The organism is Bradyrhizobium cajani, from assembly GCF_009759665.1.
Taxonomy (GTDB): domain Bacteria; phylum Pseudomonadota; class Alphaproteobacteria; order Rhizobiales; family Xanthobacteraceae; genus Bradyrhizobium; species Bradyrhizobium cajani.
The window spans coordinates 125,728-146,862 of record NZ_WQNE01000012.1; the positions used below are offsets into that span (position 1 = coordinate 125,728).

Annotated in this window: 22 protein-coding genes; 6 read left to right on the forward strand and 16 right to left on the reverse strand. The window is 64.4% G+C overall.

Features of this window, described 5'->3' with window-relative positions:
- Nucleotides 1-29 precede the first annotated feature (29 nt).
- The 4 genes from GPL20_RS16755 to GPL20_RS16770 all read right to left on the reverse strand — a co-directional run bounded on the left by GPL20_RS16755 (nt 30) and on the right by GPL20_RS16770 (nt 3,035).
- On the reverse strand, nt 30-257 hold the full coding sequence (locus tag GPL20_RS16755; protein ID WP_157330620.1) for a hypothetical protein: 228 nt from the start codon (nt 255-257) through the stop codon (nt 30-32).
- 37 nt (nt 258-294) lie between these two features.
- Nucleotides 295-576 (reverse strand): hypothetical protein, encoded by a 282-nt coding sequence (locus tag GPL20_RS16760; RefSeq protein WP_157330621.1) that lies wholly within the window; start codon nt 574-576, stop codon nt 295-297.
- A 238-nt stretch (nt 577-814) separates the two neighbouring features.
- The gene (locus tag GPL20_RS16765; protein ID WP_157330622.1) at nt 815-1,669 is read right to left on the reverse strand and encodes a C40 family peptidase; all 855 of its coding nucleotides are present in this window, start codon (nt 1,667-1,669) and stop codon (nt 815-817) included.
- The gene (locus GPL20_RS16770; RefSeq protein ID WP_157330623.1) at nt 1,662-3,035 is read right to left on the reverse strand and encodes a leucyl aminopeptidase family protein; all 1,374 of its coding nucleotides are present in this window, start codon (nt 3,033-3,035) and stop codon (nt 1,662-1,664) included. Before GPL20_RS16770 ends, GPL20_RS16765 begins: the two co-directional genes overlap by 8 nt.
- Before the next feature lie 218 nt (nt 3,036-3,253).
- Between GPL20_RS16770 and GPL20_RS40165 the strand changes: the two genes are divergently transcribed.
- The 3 genes from GPL20_RS40165 to GPL20_RS16785 all read left to right on the forward strand — a co-directional run bounded on the left by GPL20_RS40165 (nt 3,254) and on the right by GPL20_RS16785 (nt 6,073).
- Complete coding sequence (locus tag GPL20_RS40165; protein WP_157330682.1) at nt 3,254-3,457, forward strand: hypothetical protein; 204 nt, start codon at nt 3,254-3,256, stop codon at nt 3,455-3,457.
- A 210-nt stretch (nt 3,458-3,667) separates the two neighbouring features.
- Nucleotides 3,668-5,167, forward strand: coding sequence for a metallophosphoesterase family protein (locus GPL20_RS16780; protein WP_157330624.1), 1,500 nt, complete (start codon nt 3,668-3,670; stop codon nt 5,165-5,167).
- Nucleotides 5,168-5,260: 93 nt separating this feature from the next.
- Nucleotides 5,261-6,073, forward strand: a complete 813-nt coding sequence (locus GPL20_RS16785; RefSeq protein WP_157330625.1) for a tetratricopeptide repeat protein — start codon at nt 5,261-5,263, stop codon at nt 6,071-6,073.
- Between the two features lie 47 nt (nt 6,074-6,120).
- Here the strand turns inward: GPL20_RS16785 and GPL20_RS16790 are convergent, their stop codons facing one another.
- From GPL20_RS16790 to GPL20_RS16835, 9 genes are all read right to left on the reverse strand, one after another.
- On the reverse strand, nt 6,121-7,095 hold the full coding sequence (locus tag GPL20_RS16790; RefSeq protein WP_157330626.1) for a type II secretion system F family protein: 975 nt from the start codon (nt 7,093-7,095) through the stop codon (nt 6,121-6,123).
- 9 nt (nt 7,096-7,104) lie between these two features.
- Nucleotides 7,105-8,082, reverse strand: a complete 978-nt coding sequence (locus GPL20_RS16795; protein WP_157330627.1) for a type II secretion system F family protein — start codon at nt 8,080-8,082, stop codon at nt 7,105-7,107.
- Nucleotides 8,083-8,098: 16 nt separating this feature from the next.
- Complete coding sequence (locus GPL20_RS16800; RefSeq protein ID WP_254125274.1) at nt 8,099-9,562, reverse strand: TadA family conjugal transfer-associated ATPase; 1,464 nt, start codon at nt 9,560-9,562, stop codon at nt 8,099-8,101.
- A 20-nt stretch (nt 9,563-9,582) separates the two neighbouring features.
- Nucleotides 9,583-10,851 (reverse strand): CpaE/TadZ family protein, encoded by a 1,269-nt coding sequence (locus GPL20_RS16805; protein WP_157330628.1) that lies wholly within the window; start codon nt 10,849-10,851, stop codon nt 9,583-9,585.
- Entirely contained in the window at nt 10,848-11,582 is a 735-nt protein-coding gene (locus GPL20_RS16810; RefSeq protein ID WP_157330629.1) for a CpaD family pilus assembly protein, read from the reverse strand. Before GPL20_RS16810 ends, GPL20_RS16805 begins: the two co-directional genes overlap by 4 nt.
- A gap of 20 nt (nt 11,583-11,602) precedes the next feature.
- The gene (locus GPL20_RS16815; RefSeq protein ID WP_167533071.1) at nt 11,603-13,081 is read right to left on the reverse strand and encodes a type II and III secretion system protein family protein; all 1,479 of its coding nucleotides are present in this window, start codon (nt 13,079-13,081) and stop codon (nt 11,603-11,605) included.
- An 11-nt stretch (nt 13,082-13,092) separates the two neighbouring features.
- Nucleotides 13,093-13,893 carry a Flp pilus assembly protein CpaB gene (cpaB, locus tag GPL20_RS16820; protein WP_157330631.1) on the reverse strand — a complete coding sequence of 267 codons (801 nt, stop codon included), beginning with the start codon at nt 13,891-13,893 and terminating at the stop codon, nt 13,093-13,095.
- 126 nt (nt 13,894-14,019) lie between these two features.
- Complete coding sequence (locus GPL20_RS16825) at nt 14,020-14,544, reverse strand: A24 family peptidase (RefSeq protein ID WP_157330632.1); 525 nt, start codon at nt 14,542-14,544, stop codon at nt 14,020-14,022.
- Nucleotides 14,545-14,877: 333 nt separating this feature from the next.
- On the reverse strand, nt 14,878-15,042 hold the full coding sequence (locus tag GPL20_RS16835; protein WP_157330634.1) for a Flp family type IVb pilin: 165 nt from the start codon (nt 15,040-15,042) through the stop codon (nt 14,878-14,880).
- Between the two features lie 270 nt (nt 15,043-15,312).
- Here GPL20_RS16835 and GPL20_RS16840 point away from each other — a divergent pair, with 270 nt between their 5' ends.
- Nucleotides 15,313-16,140: a sterol desaturase family protein gene (locus tag GPL20_RS16840; RefSeq protein WP_157330635.1), complete on the forward strand. Its 828-nt coding sequence runs from the start codon at nt 15,313-15,315 to the stop codon at nt 16,138-16,140.
- A gap of 157 nt (nt 16,141-16,297) precedes the next feature.
- Nucleotides 16,298-16,795, forward strand: a complete 498-nt coding sequence (locus GPL20_RS16845) for a pilus assembly protein N-terminal domain-containing protein (RefSeq protein WP_157330636.1) — start codon at nt 16,298-16,300, stop codon at nt 16,793-16,795.
- Nucleotides 16,796-16,930: 135 nt separating this feature from the next.
- On the opposite strand, the gene GPL20_RS16850 is transcribed toward GPL20_RS16845, so the two are convergent.
- From GPL20_RS16850 to GPL20_RS16860, 3 genes are all read right to left on the reverse strand, one after another.
- Entirely contained in the window at nt 16,931-17,143 is a 213-nt protein-coding gene (locus GPL20_RS16850; protein WP_008131892.1) for a cold-shock protein, read from the reverse strand.
- Nucleotides 17,144-17,411: 268 nt separating this feature from the next.
- Nucleotides 17,412-17,699, reverse strand: coding sequence for a translation initiation factor IF-1 (gene infA, locus GPL20_RS16855; RefSeq protein ID WP_008131890.1), 288 nt, complete (start codon nt 17,697-17,699; stop codon nt 17,412-17,414).
- 24 nt (nt 17,700-17,723) lie between these two features.
- Nucleotides 17,724-19,322: a DEAD/DEAH box helicase gene (locus tag GPL20_RS16860; protein ID WP_157330637.1), complete on the reverse strand. Its 1,599-nt coding sequence runs from the start codon at nt 19,320-19,322 to the stop codon at nt 17,724-17,726.
- A gap of 481 nt (nt 19,323-19,803) precedes the next feature.
- On the opposite strand from GPL20_RS16860, the gene urtA reads away from it, so the two are divergent.
- On the forward strand, nt 19,804-21,126 hold the full coding sequence (gene urtA, locus GPL20_RS16865) for an urea ABC transporter substrate-binding protein (protein WP_157330638.1): 1,323 nt from the start codon (nt 19,804-19,806) through the stop codon (nt 21,124-21,126).
- Nucleotides 21,127-21,135 lie beyond the last annotated feature (9 nt).

A 21,135-nucleotide genomic window follows, 5' to 3' on the forward strand; every position in this document is an offset into this window, starting at 1 on the left:
AAGGCTGCACCTGACAAGTCGCGTTGATTTTACGCGGCGCGTTCCTTGTCTGACGGTTCCTCGATCTTGGTCGCAGTTTCTTCCAACCGCTTTTCGTAACTGGCCTCGATCCTCTCGATACTATCGGCCCACATCCTCAGCATCGAGACCTGAAAGTGCATCATCGGCTTCAGGGCGTTCATGCCGATTGCTGTCGCTGCGGCGATGCGCCGTTGCTGGTCGCGTGCGAAACGGTCTGCATTGGTACTGTCTGCCATGCTGTTCGCTCCTTCGCTCTGGTATTATTGCCTAAAGCTATCTGCCGGATTGTGAATTGCTTGCTTCCAAACATTCGGCCAAAGCCTGATCTGCCGCGAGCCTAGCACATTGGTCGTCATGCAATTCGTCGAGCTTTTTCAAGTAGGCGACTGCGGCTGTTTGCAAGAGATTGAAATCATCCTCGCCGGTATCGCGAAGATTGGAGATGTAGCTGTAGAGGGCGGAACGCCTGCTGTCGTTCTCGCTGACGCCGCTATGGAGCAGCAAGTAGTGTCGCCAAGCGAACGCACACGCGCCTTCTCTGGCCTGAGAACTCATGGGGCACCTCCCAAAGCCAGAGAAAGACTAACGTCGCGTTTCGTTCCGCATATCTCCTCAGATGTAACGTTTGTTCCGTAGCTGCGCCGCGAGGTGCCGATTTGCCGGGAGCGCGCTGGCCTTTCGAGGGCAGGGCGTAATTGTGCTTAGAGAATGAGAGGTTCCGTTATGTCAGCAACTGCGTCCCGAAGCCTGTTCCAAGAGCAAGGTCGCGTTTCCGATCCGCTCGATCCACGCTCTACAGCCGCTTGATCGCGGCGACCTCGCTGCCAGCCTGCCTGATCCGCGCGATCGCCGGCTCGATCGGCTCGATCACGGTCGCCATGTGATGCGCGTTGGCATGAACCATAGTGCTGCCGTCGCGAACGATGGCGACATGGCCGTTCCAGAAGATCAGATCGCCGCGTTGAAGCGTCTTCGTCTCATGCGCCTCCAGCGTGCGGCCGATGCCTGCCTGCTGCATGTCGCTGTCGCGCGGGCAGCCGATGCCTGCTGATGTCAGCGAGACCTGGACCAGGCCCGAGCAATCGATGCCGAGGCTGCTCTTGCCGCCCCAGAGATAGGGCGTGCCGACGAAGCGCTCCGCCACGGCAACGAAGTCCGGTTCGCGATGGTCGAGTGGCGCAAGATGCATCTTCGGCAGGTATTGCCCATTGCGCGTCACGGCAAAGCCTGCGTCCTCACGGGCAACGGCAATCTTCGCGCCCAGGACCAGCGTGTCCACCGGGGGCAGCTTGATCGAGGGGCCGGGAAAGGCAAGGGTGCTGAGCGCAGTGACCTTGTGCGTCGGTTCGGCCAATGGTTTTGCCAGCGCCGCATCGGGCAGCCAGCCGACATAGCCATCGCCGTTGAGCTGACCCCAGGCCCAGCCTTCGCCGTTGCGGTCGTAGATGGTGACGCGTTCGCCGCGCAGCGCCTCGGTCATCAGCATCGCGTTCGGCGACGGCTGCTCGCGCACGGGCGCGCTCGCCTCGATCACCTCGAATTCCTCGCCGGTGACGAAGCGCTCCGCCTCGACCTTGCCTTCGAGATATTTCGCGGCGAGATCGCCCCGCGCCGGCGTCAGCCTTGGATCGTGTCTTGGGTCATGCATAGCGCTCGCTCAGCAATGCGTAGATGGCGCGGGCAGCCTGGCATTCGCCGCCTTCGGGCCGTGCCGGTTTCGCCGACGGCGTCCAGCCAAAGATGTCGACATGCAGCCAGCTCCTGGCCTCTTCGACGAAGCGTTGCAGGAACAACGCGCAGGTGATCGAGCCGGCAAAGCCGCCGGACGGCGCATTGGTGATGGTGGCCGTCTTGGAATCCAGCCACGCATCGTAAGGCGCCCACAGTGGCATGCGCCACAACGGATCATTCTCCTTCATTGCGCAGCGCGCGACGTCGGCGGCCAGCGTCTCATCATTGGTGTAAAAGGGCGGTAAATCCGGCCCCAGCGCGACGCGCGCGGCGCCGGTCAGCGTGCCCAGATCAATCAGCAAGTCCGGCTTCTCCTCGTCGGCCAGCGCCAGCGCGTCGGCGAGCACCAGCCTGCCTTCCGCATCGGTGTTGCCGATTTCGACGGTGATGCCCTTGCGCGAGGTGAAGATGTCGAGCGGGCGGAAGGCATTGCCGGCGACCGCGTTTTCCACGGCCGGAATCAGCACGCGCAGCCGGACCTTCAGCTTCGCGTCCATCACCATGCGCGCCAGCGCCAGCACGTTGGCGGCGCCGCCCATGTCCTTCTTCATGATCAGCATGCCGCTCGACGGCTTCAGGTCGAGCCCGCCGGTGTCGAAGCAGACGCCCTTGCCGACCAGCGTCACCTTGGGATGGCTGCGGTCGCCCCAGATGATGTCGATCAGCCGCGGCGCGCGGTCGGACGCCATGCCGACGGCGTGGATCAGCGGAAAATCCGTCTTCAAATCCTCGCCGATGGTGCAGGCGAAGCTTGCGCCGAATTCGGCGGCGAGGTCTTGCGCGGCTGCGGCCAGCTCCTCCGGGCCCATGTCGTTGGACGGCGTGTTGATGAGGTCACGCGCCAGCATCGCGGCATCGGCGATCCGCTCGATCTCGGTCGCGTCGACGCCATCGGGCGGCACCAGCCGGACATCGGGACGATCAGCCTTGCGGTAGCGCGCGAAGCGATAGCATCCCAGTGCGAAAGCGAGCGCCGCCAGCCGCGCATCGTGCGGTGCATTGGCAAAGCGATAAGTGCCGGGCGGCAGCAGGCCGGGCAGGGCACCCGGCCGGAACGGGTCGCGCGATCTTGCGCCCCGGTCATCGAGGCCGAACAGCACCTGTGCAATTGCGCCGTCGGGCGCTGGCAGCGCGAGATAGCCGCCGGGCTTGCCGGCGAAGGCGCTGGCTGTGGCGAACTGGCGTTGCGCCGGCGGCAGCGTCTCGGCGACCTCATCCCAGCTCGACTTGGTGACGAAGGTGATCGGGATGGCGGTGGGCGACGTCTCGAAGACAGAAGGCATTGGCGGGTCCGGATCGTCAGATCAAGCAGGTCGTACGAACGGACGAGACTTCGCAGAGTTTTGCCGCGGCTGCAATCTGCTTTGCCGTCACCGTTCAGCGAGCCGCTACTCGCAGCATGGGGGCCATGCTAGGTTCCGGCAACGGCCGCCGGATCTTGTGGGAAAAGCGTGCAGAAATCGCCGGCGGCCGAAGACCAAGCCTGCCGGGAGGAATTGCAATGGAATTCGTGTGGAGCGTGGTCACATTCATCGGCCAGGTCGTCGAGGCGATTTTTGGCTATGTCGAGCATCACCATTGGATCTTCGCGTTCCTCGCCGGCGGCTATGTCTTCTATCTCCACGACCGTTCGATCCATGCGCGGTTCGATGCGCTGGACAAGCGCGTTGACGAAGTTCGCAAGCGGCTCGCCATCGAATATTGATCGGTTGGACGAAACCATCGTCGGGCGGACCTCGTATCGATCCTGAGAACTGCCGTTCACGGGTGCGTGGCCGCAGCCCTTTACTAGCGCTGGGGTTGTGGCATTATCGGCCAATATTTTAGATTGTGCCGTGCGATTGCGCACGTATCGAGCGCGAAGGCATTTCTCTGATCGTTTGGGCGGCGCAGCATTCGCAATGAACGGCGCAAAATGGATAGATCGTTCGTCATCGTGCAGATTTCCGACCTGCATCTGGATGGGTCGGGCCGGCTGCTCGCGGCGATCGAGGTCCTCGTCGCCGCTTTCCGTGAGAGGATGGCGGACTTCGCGCACGTTCCCGACCGCATCCTGCTGATCACGGGCGATCTGGTGGACGATCCGACGCCGCGCGCGCTCGACGAAGCGCTCGCCGTCATCGCATCCTTCCGGCAGAGCGGATTGTTCACCGACATCCAGGCGGTCGCCGGCAACCACGACGTCAAGCGCCCGAGCCAACGTGCGGGCCGTCACGACGCCTATGATTACCTGCATCTGCCGCGGACCTCGAAGAGCATCTACTACCGCCAGGCCGGCCTCGATCTGGTGCTGCTGGATTCCAACCGCGCCAGCCTCGCGACGCTCGCGCGCGGGATCGATCAGCGGGCCTACAGCGCCACGGTCACGGATTCCGCCCGGCTCAGCGTCGAGCTCGCGGGCAGCCTCGGGTCGGCCGGACGCGGCGATTATGCAGAGCCGGCGGAAAATCTGGTGCGGGTGCTGGCGCTGCACCATCATCCGTTGCCGCAGGCGACGGGCGAAGGGAAACGCTTTCTCGGCGCTCCCGACGAACCGCTGATGTATCTCGCCGCGCCCGCGACCTTCCTCGAAGCGGCGACCTCGCTCAACGTCAATCTGGTGCTGCACGGACACCGCCATGTCGAGGGACTGACCCGCTATTCGATCCCCGATCCGCGCGCCACGCGGTGCGAGAGCGGCGAAGCGTTCTGGCGCACGATCTACGTGCTCTCCTGTCCGTCTTCGACCGGGCAGGGCGGTGACGATGCAGGCTTCAACATCGTCCATTTCGGCCCGACGTCGCGGCCCGGCCGCACCGAGTACCGGTTCGCGATCACCCGCTATTCGCGGCCGCGCAACGATGGCGTCTTCAGGCTGCTGGATTCGAATCTGCCGGACGGCGTGATCAGGCTGCCGGCAGGGCGGGATTATTCCCGTGACCCGGCGTTCCAATCGATGATCGAGATCGGCTCGTGTGCGACGCTGACGCGGGATCAGGTCGCGGCATTGGCTCGCCGGCTCCTGACGCGCCGCGCCTTCTATGCCGACGGCGAGCCGGGCTGGTCGCAGGCGCTCCACACCTATCTCGTCACCTCCCATGCCTGGGCCGATCTCGACGGCAAGTTCGCAAGGTCGGGGCGTAAGGACGACCTTGAGGCGCTCGCCGCGGTGACGGGGCTGCTGCGCCGACTGATCGAACAAGCCACCGAGGTGCTCGGCATCGATGACGTTCGGCTCGACCAGCTTTGCGCAAAGCGTCTGGTCAATCGCGACGACCTCCAGCGCGAATGGCCGGGGATGCCCCGCGCGGGGATCGATGCGGAGGCGCAAGTGCGGCGGAAACTGCAATTGCTGCGTGACCTGAACGAGCAGGTGAAGGTGCTCGGCCCCGATCTCGGCCTCGGCGGCGAGGTGCCGCCGCAGACGCCTCCGTGAGGGGCAGGTAGGCTGACGTTAACTGGCCGTTAGGGTTAACAGTCTATTGCTGGCGCGTTCGGCTCGATCAATCGGCACCAGAGTCACAGCGTCATGCGTCAATCGTTCAGCCTTGCCCGGCTTCTTGTGTCCACCGCGCTGGTCGCGGCGGTGACCGCTGGCCTTGGCGGCTGCACCGCCATGTCGAAACTCACGGAGTCGACGGGTTCGATCGGGTCGTCCGCGGAGGCCGCTCCCACCGACCCCGCGCGCGCCGTCGAAGTCTATGGCGGGCGCTACCGCGCCAATCCGAAGGACGCCGACGCGGCGCTCGCTTATGGCCAGGCCTTGCGCGCCAATGGCCAACGCGCCCAGGCCGCCGCCGTGCTCGAGCAGGCGACCATCGCCAATCCCGGCAACAAGGCGCTGCTCGCCCAATACGGCCGTGCGCTCGCCGACAACGGCAATTTCCAGCAGGCCTTCGACGTGCTGTCGAAAGCGCATTCGCCCGATAACCCGGACTGGCGCCTGCTCTCGGTGCAGGGCACCGCGCTCGACCAGATGGGACGTCACGAGGAGGCGCGTTCCTACTATGCGAGCGCGCTGAAGATCGCGCCGGGCGATCCCGGCGTGCTCTCCAATCTCGGCCTGTCCTACATGTTGTCGAGGGACCTGCCCAAGGCCGAGGACGCGCTGCGGCAAGCCTACGCTTCGCCACGTGCGAGCGCCCGGGTGCGGCAGAATCTCGGCCTGGTCGTCGGCCTCCAGGGCCGCTTCGCCGAAGCCGAGACCATCGTGAAGGCAGACCTGCCGCCGGACCAGGCCGCGGCGAATGTGGCCTACCTGAAGGACATGCTGAGCCGCAATGACGCCCCGCGCGGCGCCTCGAAGCGGACTCCCGTCGCCTCGCTCAGCCAGGCCGACTGATCACACTTGATCCACGCGTCTTGAAGTCGCCCGCGGGTCGCGGCGCGTCACTGCATCTCGGTGATCTTGATGCCGGTCGGTCCGAGAATGACCACGAACAGCACCGGCAGGAAGAACAGGATCATCGGCACTGTCAGCTTCGGCGGCAAGGCCGCGGCTTTCTTCTCGGCCTCGTTCATGCGCATGTCGCGGTTTTCCTGCGCCATGACGCGCAGGGAATGCCCGAGCGGGGTGCCGTAACGCTCCGCCTGCTGAAGCGCCAGACATACCGACTTGACGCCCTCGAGCCCGGTGCGCCGCGACAAGTTCTCATAGGCGACCTTGCGATCCTGCAAATAGGACAGTTCGGCCGTGGTCAGGGTGAACTCCTCCGACAACGCAATCGACTGGCCCACGATCTCGGTGGCGACCTTGCGAAACGCCATTTCGACCGACATGCCGGATTCGATGCAGATCAGGAGCAGGTCGAGCGCGTCGGGAAAGGCACGCTTGATCGAGAGCTGGCGCTTGGAGATCGCGTTCCTGAGGAACAGCATCGGCGCCTGGAGGCCGAGATAGGCGGCGCCGATGCAGATGCCCAGCTTGATCGGCATCGACTGCTCCATGTGAGCGATCACGAACACATAGATGACCGAGCCCACGAACAGCACGATCGGGGACACCATGCGGGCGAACAGGAAGGTGACATAGGGCGCCTGGCAGCGATAACCCGCCATGATGAGCTTGTCCCGCGCGGCTTCCTGCGCGAGCCATTTGGTGAGGTTGAAGTCCTCGACGACCTTGGAGACGATCTGCTTCGGCGTCTGACGCAGCGAGACCTTTTCGTTCTTGTTGAGGCGCTCGCGCTCGCGCTGCCGGATGCGCTCGCGCTCGCTCGCCACCGCCTTCATGCGCTTGGAGAGGCCCTCGCCGGCGAACAGCGGCATCACCAGCGTATAGACGGTGGCGCTGGCGGCGATAGCCGCCAGCAGCATGGTCATGAAGCGGACGTCATGCAGTTTCGAAACGAGAAACTCGACCATATGGCACCGTCAGAAGTCGAAATTGATCATCTTCTTCATCACCAGGACGCCGATCGACATCCAGACGACGGAGCCGACCAGCATGAGCTGGCCGGTGGGATGGGTCCAAAGCAGCGAAATGTAGTGCGGCGTCGTCAGATAGACGAGGAACATCACGATCGGCGGCAGCGAGCCGATGATGCCGGCCGAGGCCTTGGCCTCCATCGACATCGCCTGGATCTTTTCCCTCATCTTCTTGCGGTCGCGCAGCACCTTGGAGAGGTTGCCGAGCGCCTCGGAGAGGTTGCCGCCCGACTTCTGCTGGATCGAGATGACGATGCCGAAGAAATTGGCTTCCGGCAGCGGCATGCGCTCGTAGAGGCGCGAGCAGGCCTCGCCGAGCGGCATGCCGATCGCCTGCGTCTCGATGATGGCCAGGAACTCGCTGCGCAGCGGCTCGGGCGAATCGGCGGCGACGACCTTGATCGATTCGAACAGCGGCAGGCCTGCCTTGATGCCGCGCACGATCACGTCGACCGCATCGGGCAGCGCCGCCAGGAATTTGGATTCACGGCGCTTCTTCAGGAAGCCGAGTGCCCAGCGCGGCAAGCCGAAGCCGCCGGCAAAGGCGAGGCCGGCCGCGCCGAGCAGGCCGCCGCCGACGAACATGGCAGCCGTGAACAGCACGCCCGCCACGACGGCGGAGACGATCCAGAATTTCTGCGGCTCCCAGTCGAGCCCTGCCTGCGACAGGCGGACGCTGAGCGGAACACTCTTCTCCTGCTGACGCCGCGCCTCGAGATCCTTCAGCGAAGTCTCGACCTGCTCACGGCGCGATCGCTGGCTCTTCTCGGTCTGTTTGGCCGTGGGCGCGTCGGCACGCGCGACCGAGGCGCGGCGGCTCTCCGCTTTCCGCTCCCCGGACAGCAGCGGATAGAGGAAAACCCAGGCGATGCCGCCGACGGCGGCGGTGGCGAGGAAGGCGAGGGCGAGAACCTGCATGTTCATGGCGTCGCTGACCTGCTCACGTCGTCGGCGCCACTTCCGCGGCGTCGAGCGCGGCGGCGAGGCGCTTCTCGTCGCCGTAATAGCGGGCGCGTTCCCAGAACTTCGGACGGCCGATGCCGGTCGAGCGGTGCCGGCCGATGATCTTGCCGTTGGCGTCCTCGCCGAGCATGTCGTAGAGGAAGATGTCCTGGGTGATGATGGTGTCGCCTTCCATGCCCATCACCTCGGTGATGTGGGTGATGCGGCGCGAACCGTCGCGCAGGCGCGCGGCCTGGACGATGACGTCGATCGAGGCGCAGATCATCTCGCGAATTGTCCGCGACGGAAGGGAAAAGCCGCCCATGGTGATCATGGATTCGCAGCGCGACAGCGCCTCGCGCGGATTGTTGGCGTGCAGCGTGCCCATCGAGCCGTCGTGGCCGGTGTTCATGGCCTGGAGCAGGTCGAACGCTTCGGGTCCGCGGACCTCGCCGACGATGATGCGTTCGGGGCGCATACGCAGGCAGTTGCGCACCAATTCGCGCATGGTGACCTGGCCCTCGCCCTCGATGTTGGGCGGGCGGGTTTCCAGCCGCACCACGTGGGGCTGCTGGAGCTGGAGCTCGGCGGCGTCCTCGCAGGTGATGACGCGCTCGTCGTGCTCGATGTAGTTGGTGAGGCAGTTGAGCAGCGTGGTCTTGCCCGAGCCGGTACCGCCGGAGATCAGCACGTTGCAGCGGACGCGGCCGATGATCTGGAGGATCTCGGCGCCTTCCGGCGAGATCGCGCCGAACTTGACGAGCTGATCCAGCGTCAGCTTGTCCTTCCTGAATTTGCGGATCGTGAGCGCGGGCCCGTCGATCGACAATGGCGGCACGATGGCGTTGACGCGGGAGCCGTCGGCAAGGCGTGCGTCGCAGATCGGCGAGGATTCATCGACGCGCCGGCCGACCTGGCTGACGATGCGCTGGCAGATGTTGAGCAGCTGCTGGTTGTCGCGGAAGCGGATACCGGTGCGCTGGATCTTGCCGCCGACCTCGATGTAGACGGTGTTGGCGCCGTTGACCATGATGTCGGCGATGTCGTCGCGCGACAGCAGCGGCTCCAGCGGACCGTAGCCGAGCACGTCGTTGCAGATGTCGTCGAGCAGCTCTTCCTGCTCGGCGATCGACATCACGATGTTCTTGATCGCGATGATCTCGTTGACGATGTCGCGGATTTCCTCGCGCGCCGACTCCGAATCGAGCTTGGCGAGCTGGGCGAGGTCGATGGCCTCGATCAGCGCGCCGAAGATGGTCGCCTTGACCTCGTAATAATTGTCCGAGCGGCGGGTTTCCATGGTCGGCGCGGGCTTCGCCGGGGCAAGCGGCGGCGAGGCGACGGTCGGCGGGGGCGGCGCGCGCGACACCGTCGGCGCCGGCGCCTGGACAGGCTCGGGCGACACGGCGCCGGGCTTGGGAGCCCGAAAGTCGGTGTCTGTTCCGCTACGCTTACCGAACACTTAACGACTCCATGCGGCGGCTATTTTCCCCGCAACTTCTCAATCAGGGGTGAAAGCAAGGACGACTTTTGTTTCTTCGTCTCGCTGCGGCCGGTCAGGCGCTGGGCGATCTGGAGGAACATCTCGATCGATTTGTGGTTGGCGGAGATCTCCGCGATCATCTGGCCGTTGTTGGCCGCCGAACCGAAGATCTGCGGCTCGAACGGGATCGAGACGACCGGCTGGCTCTCGATCGCCTTGGCGAACTCCGTGGCGGCGATCTCGGGCCGCTTCGGGACGCCGACCTGGTTCAGGCAGTAGAGCGGCGGCCGGTCGTTGGGGCGCGAGGCCTTCAGGAGATCGAACAGGTTCTTGGTGTTGCGCAGATTGGCGAGGTCGGGCGCCGCCACGATCAGGATGTCGTCGGCGCCGATCAAGGCGCGCTTGGTCCAGCCCGACCATTGATGGGGAATGTCGAGCACGATGCAGGGCATGGTCGAGCGCAGCGTGTCGAACACGGCATCGAAGGCATCGGTGCCGAAATCATAGACCCGGTCGAGCGTCGCCGGCGCCGCCAGCAGGCTGAGATGGTCGGTGCATTTCGACAGCAGGCGGTCGATGAAGGCCGTGTCGACGCGGTCGGGCGAGAACACGGCATCCGCGATGCCCTGCGGCGGGTCCTGGTTGTAGTCGAGCCCGGCGGTGCCGAAGGCGAGGTCGAGATCGGCGACGACCGCGTCCATCGCGAGGTCGCGCGCGATCGCCCAGGCCACGTTGTGGGAGATGGTGGACGCGCCGACGCCGCCCTTGGCGCCGACCACGGCGATGATGCGGCCGACCGCCTTGGCTTCCGGCGCCGAGAACAGGTTGCAGATCGAGCGCACGACGTCGATCGGACCGACCGGCGCGAGCACGTAGTCGCTGACGCCGCGACGCACCAGCTCGCGGTAGAGCATGACGTCGTTGATGCGGCCGATCACGACCACGCGGGTGCCGGCGTCGCAGACGGTGGCGAGCTGGTCGAGCCCGCTCAGGAGGTCGTTGCGACCGTCGCTCTCGAGCACGATCACGTTCGGCGTGGGCGCCGAGCGGTAGGCCTCGATCGCGGCCGCCATGCCTCCCATCTGGATCTTCAGATGGGCCTTGCCGAGACGGCGGTCCTCGCCGGCCGACTGTACCGCAGCAGCGGTCTCCACGGTCTCGCAGAAGGCCTGGACCGACACACGCGGCGCAGGCGCAATATGCTCCTCGACCGGCGGGGGTGCTGCTTCAGGCTGCTCGTCGTGGGTCTGGCGCGCGTAGCTGATCATCTGCCGGTGTCGCTGAGTTTGGCCCTGTCGGCCTCGGGATAGGTGGTCGCCGTCGTAGTACCCTTGCGATACTTCTCGAAGGCGGCCGTGCGTCGCGGCGTGTAGGACGGCGTTTCAGGCCTCGGCTGCTCGAGATCCGACGGATTGTCGACCATGGCGGCCATATTGCGCTGATAGGCGCAGCCGTAATTGTAGTAGTCCTTGTTCTCGAACCAGCTCCTGTTCTTTATCGAAGGGCCGATGTCGTCAGGCCACAGGCCGCAGGGACCCGCAATCGCGGCAATCTTGGAATAAGTGAGCCGGATCGGCGGCAGGAAACGCTTGTCCTCCGGCTGGTAGGGGCGAACGTTGACGCCGCGTGGTGGGACGCCTGCCGCGGCCAGCATTGCCTGGATCTCACGCATCGTATCCGCGGCCGGACGCGCGTTGGGCGTCCCGGACGGCACGTCGATCCGGATGGCGCCGGTGCCTTCGTGCAGCCAGGCCGATGCGACGCCCATGACGTCGGCACGCTGGGCGGCAGTCAATCCGCCGCGGGCGTGGCCGACGAAGACGACGATCGAGCGGTTCTGCTCCTCGATCGCGATCGGATGGCGCTGCTTGTAGTCGTCGGGTATGGAGGCGGTGACCACTTCGTCGTGCTGGCAGCCGCCGAGAGCAAGCGCCATGCCGACGAGTGCGGCGCCGAGGCGGATGCCGCCTTTGCGAAACTGGGGTGGTGTTGTGATCATCGTAAAATCCCCGTTCCGCCTCAGTCGGTAATGAAGCCGTAGGTGCCGCGGTAGCTCTTGGCCGGTTCGGTCCGGCCCGGCACGCCATAGATGCGGTTGATGTTACCGAGCAGCTCGGCCTGCGGATCCGCAGGCGCGGCGAAACCGTCGTCCGGCCGCGACAGGTCCTTTGGCGCCGCCGCGCGAACGATATAAGGCGTCACGATCACCACCAGCTCGGTCGCGTTGTTGACGAAGTCGCGGCTGCGAAACAGCGCGCCGAGGATCGGGAGCTGCATCATTCCCGGCAATCCGCTGATCGCCTGCTTGGTCTGCTGCTGGATCAGGCCGGCCATCGCCATCGCGCCGCCCGAGGGAATTTCCAGCGAGGTCTCCGCGCGGCGGGTCTTGATAGAGGGCACCGTCAGCGAGTTGACCGATGACGAGGTCACGGCCTGCGACAGCGTGATCGCATTCTCGTTCGACAGTTCCGAGACCTCGGTCATCACGCGCAGGCTGATCTTGCCTTCGCTCAGCACGACCGGGGTGAAGTTGAGCGAGATGCCGAACTTCTTGAAGCTGATCTGGGTGGTACAGACATGTGTGACGGGATCGCACGCATAGCCTGCCGGCACCGGGAATTCGCCGCCGGCGATGAAGGTCGCGGACTCGCCGGAGATTGCGGTCAGGTTTGGCTCGGCCAGCGTGCGGATCACGCCCGCGGTTTCCATCGCGCGCAAGGTGGCCTGCACCGACGGCGTCGCGCCGAACTTCGTGGTCAGGTTGTTGCCGTCGACGAGATTCTTGCCAAGGGCAGTGAACGGGTTGGAGTTGCTGAAGGTCACCACCGAGGTCCCGTAGTTCAGGTTCGCGGTGAGGTCGATGCCGAGCTGCTTGACGATGTTGCGGGCAACTTCGGCGACCGTCACCTTCAGCATGACCTGGTCGCGGCCACGGACCACGATCGAGTTCACCACCTTGTCGGCGCCGCCGGCGAGGCGCGCCGCGAGATCGTTGGCCTGCTGCGCTTCCAGCGGGTTCGCCGCCGTGCCGGTCAGAACGATGCCGTCGCCGAGCCCGTCGATCTGGATATCCGAATTGGGCAGGATCTGCTTCAGTGCGGCGCGCACGCCATTGAGGTCGCGCTTGACGGCGATGTCATAGGCCGCAATCTGCTGGCCGGCTGAATCGAAGAACACGATGTTGGTCTGGCCGACGGCGGCGCCGATGATGTAGGCGCGTTGCGCCGAGCGGACCACCGCATTGGCGATCTTGGGGTCGGCGACCAGCACGTCCTTGATGTCGCGCGGCAGGTCGATGACGATGGACTTGCCGATGCCGAGCGAGAGGAAGCGTGCGTTCATCTGGCCGTCGGCCGCCGCGACCGGCGCCACGGGGCGGTAGTCGGCGGCGACCACGGGGGTCAGCGCCGGGTTGAGCGTCAGCGCGAGGGCGGCCGAAAATGACAGGGCGCGGACCGCGGAGGTTCGCATCGTCGCCAAGTTTGCCCTGCATTTCATATCGACTGTCTTCATCGTGCCTTCGCCGTCGAGCTTGGGATACCGTAGCGAATGATCGAAACGCCATCGCGCTTCTGCGCGGAGTCGTCGAGCGTGATCTCGCTCATCTTGACGTCGGCTATGCTGCGCAGCGCCAGCGACAGCGTTCCAGCCTGGCGGGCCGACGAAAGCGCCTGAGTCTGCGCGGCATTGAGCTCCAGGGTCACGGTCTTGCCGACCACCGTGGTCTGGCCGTCCTTCTCCCTCGGCGCCTGGTCGATGGCCAGAACGCGGATATTGACCAGGATGATCTCGGAGGTGACGATGTCCGGGGCGCCGCTGCTCTGGTCGGGGTTCTTGAGGCGGCGCGTGAGCAGCACATCGACGCGGTCATTGGGCAGGATGAAGCCGCCTGCGCCGGTCTCCGGCGAAATCTCGGTCGAGATCGCGCGCATGCCGCTCGGCAGGATCGCCGCCATGAAGCCGGAGCCCTCGGCCTTGACCAGCTTCTGGTCGCGGATCGGCTCACCCTGGATGAAAGGGGCGCGCGCGATCGACCCGGCCACCTGGGTCGCGCCGTCGGGCCGCTCATTGCGGCGGATGAAGGTGGCGCTGGCGGTCGCTGCCGGCCAGGTCTGCCATTGCACGTCGTCCGGTTTCACGGTCTGGCCGAGACCGATGTCGTTCTTGGCCACCAGGACGTCGACGGTCGGAAGCTGCGCGACCGGAGCGGCCGGAGGCGGCGCAGAATTGTCCGTGCCGCTCGCCAGGTACGCGGCGACGCCGCCGGCGCAGATGGCGACCGTCAGGACGACAATGCGTGCCCTATTCATACGCTTCACTTTCCAACAAAACGCCGCGACGGTTCCGCCGCCGTAATCGGCAGTTGACCAGCTATTCGTCAAAGCATGGTTAATGAGGCGTATCTAAATCGCCTTAACGCCGGGTTACCCCTGCGTTCAGCGTAGTGCGAGGTGAGCGAGGTCGATCGCCTTCACCCATTCGGTCTCCGGGTAGACCATCAGCGCGCTCAGTGCGAGCGCGATGCCGTAGGGAATGCCACTCTCCTTGGCGTGCAGCCGTGCGAGCCAGGCCTGGCCCGCCAGCCCGTAGGGCAGCGGCCATTGCCGGAACTGGAGCAGGAGCAGTGTCAACGCGCCGCCGAACAGCGAGGCGTAGAGCAGGAAGTTCGTCAGCTGTGCGAAGCCGAACCAGAGCGCGACGGAGGCCGCGATCTTGGCGTCGCCGCCGCCGACCCATCCCATCGCAAAGCAGGTGAAGGCGACGACAAGAACGAGCGCACCGGCACCGACATGGCTGAGCATCTCGTAAGGTGCCATGCCACCGGCAAGGGCGAGCGCGAAGAAGCCTGCGACCAGCGCCAGCGACACGCGGTTCGAGATGGTCATCGTGAAGAGATCGCTCGCGGCGGCAAACGCCATCAGGGCCGGGAAGAGCAGGAGGCGCGCAAGGTCGAGGATCATGTCTGCGTCTTGAGGCCTTGGTTCGTCGCGGGATCTGGTGTCGTCGCATGCTAGCCGGCAGTGCTAAACAAACCGACAACGGCGGCAATGGCCTCGCGGGCTTGCCGAGACCCAATTCACCAAAGGCTGGCAATGCGCGCAGCGAGCGCGGCAGTCGCAAGCAACAGCGCAAGGCAAACCCAATAGGCCGGGGAGCCGGCCTGAGCCGCCTCCGCCTCGTTCGCCGCGACTGCGGCATCGGTTCTGTACTTGCGCAACGCCACTGGAACTCACCGCATCAGGAAAAACAAAGGCCCCGGAGGTCCGGGGCTTTTGCCGTCGTTCGCCGGTCGCTTATTTCAGCGACGTGCTGATCGAGGTGAACTTGGTGTTCAGCGCGGTGCCGAGATTGTTGACGACGGTGATGATGGCCAGCGCGATGCCGGCGGCGATCAGGCCGTATTCGATGGCGGTGGCGCCGGATTCGTCCTTCGCGAAACGCGCAATAAGGTTCTTCATGAACAAAACTCCATCTGGGGTGCGATCGCCTCGTTCGGCGCTGTCGTTGACGCGATGACCATGAGAGCCGAGCTCTTTCGGTGTAGTTAATCCGATCGCGCAAACCCCTGTCCCGCGCGGTGCTTTTACCCAGAGTGAATTTCGCCTTAAGACGGAAGGTGCAAATCGGTTCGGTTCCGAATGCAGCGCACGCGCGCTGGCCGGCTTCACCCTCCTTTAAATTTCGCGGAGTAGGCGTAGCGGGACCAGCAATCCGGAAATGAGGCGACGATGTCGAGCCTGCCCATGCAAGTCGCCCTGATGCTCGGCGAGACCATCCAGAAGATGATCCCCGTCACCTTTGTGCTCGCGGCGGTCTTCACCGTGCTCGAGCATTTCTGGGCCTGCAATCCCGGCGCGCCGTGGTGGCGCAAGCGGGAGATCATCACCGACATCTGCTACTGGTTCTTTGTCCCGGTGTTCGCCCGCACCATGCGGATCGGGCTTCTGATCGTCGGCGCCGGTGTCGTCTTCAACATCCATGATGCCGACGAGCTCATCGCCTTCTACGACAATGGCCATGGCCCGCTGTCGCAACTGCCGCTGTGGGTGCAAGCCATACTGTTCCTGGTGCTGTCTGATTTCATGCTGTACTGGCTGCACCGGCTGTTTCACGGCGGCGGGTTCTGGAAGTACCACGCGATCCATCATTCGTCGGAAGAGATCGGCTGGATTTCCGCGGCCCGCTTTCATCCCGTCAATCTCATGCTCGGGACGATCGGCGTCGACGTCATGCTGCTGATGGCCGGCATTTCCCCGAACGTCATGATCTGGGTCGGCCCGTTCACCACCTTCCATTCGGCCTTCGTGCACGCCAACCTGAACTGGACCTTCGGCCCGTTCAAATATGTGCTGGCGACGCCGGTATTCCACCGCTGGCACCACACCTCGCTCCAGGAGGGCGGCGACACCAATTTCGCCGGGACGTTCCCGATCTGGGACGTGCTGTTCGGCACCTTCCGCATGCCGGAGGGAAGACTCCCGCAGGACTACGGCAAGGACGAAGCCGCGATGCCCAGGGAGATCGCAGGCCAGCTCGCTTATCCGTTCCGGCGCTAGGACCCGAGGCCTCCGCGGGCCGCAGAAACGCAGTCCGTTCAAACAATAGTCCGCGAATTTGCGGAACGTTCACGAATTGAGAGCAGGTTAGGTGCGTCGGGCACCGGCTCCGTATCGAATCGTTTCTGCCGGTTTGTGATGTCCCGGGGGTGAGAGTATGCGTAAAGAGTTGCTGCGCCGTCACGCGCGTGTCTGTCTTCTGGTTGCGGCTGCGGTGCTGGCATTGCCGGCTGCCGGCCAGGCCGAGCCGATCGCCGATACCATCGCCGTCAATGTCGACCAGGCCAAACTGGTACGGCTGCCCGGCAAGGTGGCGACCATCGTAGTCGGCAATCCCCTGATCGCGGATGTCACGCTCCAGCCCGGCGGCATGATCGTCGTGACCGGGAAGGGCTATGGTGCCACCAATTTCATCGCGCTCGACCGTGCCGGCGAGATCCTGGTCGACCGCCAGATCCAGGTTGAAGGTCCGAGCGACCGTCTGGTCACCGTCTATCGCGGCATCGAGCGCGAATCCTACAGCTGCTTGCCGCTTTGCCAGCGTCGCGTGACGCTCGGCGACAGCGATGCTTATTTCAACAACACGATGACCCAGGCCGGTTCGCTGAGCGGCACCGCAAGCGGCAGCGCCGGTGCGGGTGCCAAGACCAACTGAACACGCCCAACTGAACAAGACCAACTGAGCACGCCCGCGTCTCTCGGACATGAAAAAGGCCGTGCGTCCCGCACGGCCTTTCATTTGCTTCGGCTCGGTCGCCCGAGCCGATCCGGGCCAGCGGCCCGCCGGGCTTCAGCCCGCGGAGCGGAGATTGTCCGCTGCCGACTTGCCGGAGCGGCGGTCGGCCACGATCTCGTAGGAGAGCTTCTGGCCTTCGCGCAGCGTGCCGAGGCCGGCGCGCTCCACGGCGCTGATGTGCACGAACACGTCCTGTCCGCCATCGTCGGGCTGGATGAAGCCAAAGCCCTTGGTCGCGTTAAACCACTTCACGGTTCCCATGCTCATGGGGGTAGTCCCTTCTCAGATAACACAATGTAAAAGCCCGCTTGCGCAGGCAGGTTAGATCGAATTTTTGGAAGGGTCGTCAGCGTGTCTGAACCGGCTGTACCGGTGGATGCTAATGTCGTCCGGCCGAAAATCGATTAATTCATTTTATTGGAAATGGGGCCTCAGAACAATCCTGACGCGCACGATTTTTCGATCTGCCGCGATGTTCGCGGCAGATCAGCATACAGCTCGGAATTTTACGTCGACGCCTGTACGGCAGGATCGACTAGCGGCGGCGGAACTGGCCGCCGCGCTGTCCGGGACGAGGAGGTCCGCCCACTCCGCTGGGACGTTCGTCCTTGTGACGGAAAATCAGCCGACCCTTTTCGAGGTCATAGGGCGACATCTCCACCGTCACGCGGTCGCCCGCCAGCGTCTTGATGCGGTTCTTCTTCATCTTGCCGGCAGTGTAGGCGACGATCTCGTGTCCGGCGTCGAGCTGCACGCGGTAGCGCGCGTCGGGGAGGATTTCGGTGACCAGTCCTTCGAACTGGATCAGCTCTTCCTTAGCCATGTGGTGTCTCCAGGTCGTGGACGGCTAGTGCGAATAGGGTTTGCGGTTCGGTTGACCGTTCGGCCGACTCTCCCGGCGCAAAAAGGCCACGCCTTGTATCCCATCGGGCGAGCCTGCGCTATGCGCGGAACGCTGTTCCGGACGGTCGGACGGCGAAGAATGCATCTTGCCACCCGAGCGGCGGCGACGAGACCCCTTCGCGGCCTTCGGGCCATTGCTGGGCCTTCCTTCGGCATGCCTTCCATCAACATGCCGGGTGTCGCCATGCCGGCCTTCGCCGTGGCGTCCGTCGCCCTGCTTGCCGGCGCTATGGTGGCGCCCGTCGGCATGTCTTTCGTCGGCACGCCGTCCGTCACCGTGCCGCGCGCCTTGCGGGCGTTGGCCCGGGCGACCGCCCGGCCGGCCCTGTCGTTGCTGTGGCGGGGGTGGACCCGCATCGCGGCGGCCGGCATCGGTTCGGAGGTCCTCGCGCGGCAGCGCCACCTTGATCAGCCGTTCGATGTCGCGGAGATAGCTGAGTTCCTCGCCGCCTGCGACCAGCGAGATCGCGGTGCCGTCGGCGCCGGCGCGTGCGGTGCGGCCGATGCGGTGCACATAGGTCTCGGGCACGTTGGGCAGATCGAAATTGATCACGTGGCTGATGCCGTCGACGTCAATGCCACGGGCGGCGATGTCGGTGGCGACCAGGGTGCGGATCTCACCGGAGCGGAACTGCGCCAGCGTGCGCTCGCGATGGTTCTGCGACTTGTTGCCGTGGATGGCGCTGGCGGCAATGCCGGCCTTCTCCAGCGTCTTCACGACCTTGTCGGCGCCGTGCTTGGTGCGGGTGAAGACCAGCGCGCGGTTGATCGGCTCGTCCTTCAGGATCTTGGTCAGGAAGGCGGGCTTGGCCGAGAAGTCGACCTGGAAGATGCGCTGATTGATCCGCTCGGCGGTCGAGGAGACCGGGGTCACCGCGACGCGGGCGGGGTCACGCAGCATGGAGTCGGCGAGCTCGGCGATGTCCTTGGGCATGGTGGCCGAGAAGAACAGCGTCTGCCGCTTGATCGGCAGCTTGGCGACAATTTTGCGGATGTCGTTGATGAAGCCCATGTCGAGCATGCGATCGGCCTCGTCGAGCACGAGGAATTCGACGCTTGAAAGCTTCAGCCCGTTGCTCTGCACGAGGTCGAGCAGGCGGCCGGGGGTGGCGACCAGGACGTCGACGCCCTGCATCAGGGCGCGGACCTGGCGGCCCATCGGCACGCCGCCGATGGCGAGTGTCGAGGACAGGCGGATGTGGCGGCCATAGGCATTGAAGCTGTCGAGGATCTGGCCGGACAGTTCGCGGGTCGGCGACAGCACCAGGACGCGGGCCGTCTTCGGCGGCGGCTTGATGCGGTTCTCGAGCAGGCGATGCAGGATCGGCAGTGCGAAGGACGCGGTCTTGCCGGTGCCGGTCTGGGCGATGCCGACGACGTCGCGGCCGGTCAGCGCCAGCGGGATGGTCTGGGCCTGGATCGGGGTCGGAGTGACGTAGTTCTCTTCACGAAGAGCGCGAGCGATGGGTTCGGCGAGGCCGAAGTCCTGAAACGAAGTCAAAAGATGGGTTCTTTCCATGTCAAAAGCGGGCGCCCGGCGCATTGAGCGCGGCGCGCGCAAAAGGGTGTCGAGAAGACACCTGCGTGCTTGGGGTGTCGGATGGCTTGGGAGATATGGGGCAAGCCAGAGGCCCGTACGGGCTTAAGAACACGCGGCTCGCTACGACCCCTTGATTCGCAAGAGGTCTCGCCCGACCATATGGAACATCGACGGGGCGCTTTCAAGGCAAGGCCGCCTGAAATAGCGGTTGCGGTGCAAAAATAGTTATGCCGGAAATTTAGACAGAAGCATCGATTTGCTCAAAAAATACGCTGTCTGCCGCATTAGCATACATTTTATTCGCCCAAGTTTTGAGCAGCCGGACTGCGGCGAAACTTGGATTTGCGTCAAATCTCAAAATGAATCCAATGGCTTATCTGGTGCCTAGCCCATGGCATGGTTCTTGCGATTCCGTTAATCGCAGGCGGCCGTGGGGCCGTTTCGCAGCGTTTTTTCACGTCTGCGTCAGGGAGATGATAGACACATGCTTAGCAAATCCACTCACGACATAGCGGCGTCATTTAGCCGCCGCGGCGTGCTCGCCGCGACCGCCGGACTGATGCTCGGTCTGGCTTCCTTTACCGGCGCGAAGGCCGCGGACGACACCATCAAGGTCGGTGTGCTTCACTCCCTCTCCGGCACCATGGCCATCAGCGAAACCACGCTGAAGGACACCATCCTCTTCCTGATCGACGAGCAGAACAAGAAGGGCGGCGTGCTCGGCAAGAAGCTCGAGGCCGTCGTCGTCGATCCCGCGTCGAACTGGCCGCTGTTCGCCGAAAAGGCGCGCGAGCTGATCACCAAGGACAAGGTCTCGGTCGTGTTCGGCTGCTGGACCTCGGTGTCGCGCAAGTCGGTGCTGCCGGTGTTCAAGGAGCTGAACAACATCCTGTTCTACCCCGTGCAGTACGAGGGTGAGGAGAGCGAGCGCAACGTGTTCTACACGGGTGCGGCCCCGAACCAGCAGGCGATCCCCGCGGTCGACTATCTCATGAAGGAAGAGAAGGTGAAGCGCTGGGTGCTCGCGGGCACCGACTACGTCTATCCGCGCACGACCAACAAGATCCTGGAAGCCTATCTGAAGTCCAAGGGTGTCGCCCAGGAAGACATCATGATCAACTACACGCCGTTCGGTCATTCCGACTGGCAGACGATCGTGGCCGACATCAAGAAGTTCGGCTCGGCCGGCAAGAAGACCGCGGTGGTCTCGACCATCAACGGCGACGCCAACGTTCCCTTCTACAAGGAGCTCGGCAACCAGGGCGTCAAGGCCAAGGACATCCCGGTGGTCGCGTTCTCGGTGGGTGAGGAAGAGCTCGCCGGCATCGACACCAAGCCGCTGGTCGGCCATCTCGCCGCCTGGAACTACTTCCAGTCGATCAAGACCCCGGCGAACGAGAAGTTCATCAAGGACTGGCAGACCTACACCAAGAATCCGAAGCGCGTGACCAACGACCCGATGGAGGCGCACGTGATCGGCTTCGCCATGTGGGTGAAGGCGGTTGAGAAGGTGAAGTCGACCGATCCGGACAAGGTGATCGACGCGCTTCCCGGCATCGAGGCGCCGAATCTGACCGGCGGCGTGTCCAAGATGCTGCCGAACCACCACATCACCAAGCCGGTGTTCATCGGCGAGATCAAGGGCAACGGCCAGTTCGATGTGGTCTGGAAGACCCCGGGTCTCGTTGCGGGCGACGCCTGGTCGAAGGAGCTCGACGGCTCCAAGGACCTGATCGGCGACTGGGTCGAGAAGAAGTGCGGCAACTTCAACACCAAGACCAACAAGTGCCTCGGTTCGGGCTCCTGATCCGGATCT

Coding starts and splice junctions, on each gene's coding strand:
- GPL20_RS16835 (WP_157330634.1), bottom strand. CDS start 15,042: ATGAAGAACCTTATTGCGCGTTTCGCGAAGGACGAATCCGGCGCCACC.
- GPL20_RS16765 (WP_157330622.1), bottom strand. CDS start 1,669: ATGCATGACCCAAGACACGATCCAAGGCTGACGCCGGCGCGGGGCGAT.
- GPL20_RS16760 (WP_157330621.1), bottom strand. CDS start 576: ATGAGTTCTCAGGCCAGAGAAGGCGCGTGTGCGTTCGCTTGGCGACAC.
- GPL20_RS16810 (WP_157330629.1), bottom strand. CDS start 11,582: ATGATCACAACACCACCCCAGTTTCGCAAAGGCGGCATCCGCCTCGGC.
- GPL20_RS16850 (WP_008131892.1), bottom strand. CDS start 17,143: ATGAGCATGGGAACCGTGAAGTGGTTTAACGCGACCAAGGGCTTTGGC.
- infA (WP_008131890.1), bottom strand. CDS start 17,699: ATGGCTAAGGAAGAGCTGATCCAGTTCGAAGGACTGGTCACCGAAATC.
- GPL20_RS40165 (WP_157330682.1), top strand. CDS start 3,254: ATGGAATTCGTGTGGAGCGTGGTCACATTCATCGGCCAGGTCGTCGAG.
- GPL20_RS16790 (WP_157330626.1), bottom strand. CDS start 7,095: ATGGTCGAGTTTCTCGTTTCGAAACTGCATGACGTCCGCTTCATGACC.
- GPL20_RS16845 (WP_157330636.1), top strand. CDS start 16,298: ATGCGTAAAGAGTTGCTGCGCCGTCACGCGCGTGTCTGTCTTCTGGTT.
- GPL20_RS16805 (WP_157330628.1), bottom strand. CDS start 10,851: ATGATCAGCTACGCGCGCCAGACCCACGACGAGCAGCCTGAAGCAGCA.
- GPL20_RS16860 (WP_157330637.1), bottom strand. CDS start 19,322: ATGCGCCGGGCGCCCGCTTTTGACATGGAAAGAACCCATCTTTTGACT.
- GPL20_RS16840 (WP_157330635.1), top strand. CDS start 15,313: ATGTCGAGCCTGCCCATGCAAGTCGCCCTGATGCTCGGCGAGACCATC.
- GPL20_RS16780 (WP_157330624.1), top strand. CDS start 3,668: ATGGATAGATCGTTCGTCATCGTGCAGATTTCCGACCTGCATCTGGAT.
- GPL20_RS16815 (WP_167533071.1), bottom strand. CDS start 13,081: ATGAAATGCAGGGCAAACTTGGCGACGATGCGAACCTCCGCGGTCCGC.
- urtA (WP_157330638.1), top strand. CDS start 19,804: ATGCTTAGCAAATCCACTCACGACATAGCGGCGTCATTTAGCCGCCGC.
- GPL20_RS16755 (WP_157330620.1), bottom strand. CDS start 257: ATGGCAGACAGTACCAATGCAGACCGTTTCGCACGCGACCAGCAACGG.
- GPL20_RS16785 (WP_157330625.1), top strand. CDS start 5,261: ATGCGTCAATCGTTCAGCCTTGCCCGGCTTCTTGTGTCCACCGCGCTG.
- cpaB (WP_157330631.1), bottom strand. CDS start 13,893: ATGAATAGGGCACGCATTGTCGTCCTGACGGTCGCCATCTGCGCCGGC.
- GPL20_RS16770 (WP_157330623.1), bottom strand. CDS start 3,035: ATGCCTTCTGTCTTCGAGACGTCGCCCACCGCCATCCCGATCACCTTC.
- GPL20_RS16795 (WP_157330627.1), bottom strand. CDS start 8,082: ATGAACATGCAGGTTCTCGCCCTCGCCTTCCTCGCCACCGCCGCCGTC.
- GPL20_RS16825 (WP_157330632.1), bottom strand. CDS start 14,544: ATGATCCTCGACCTTGCGCGCCTCCTGCTCTTCCCGGCCCTGATGGCG.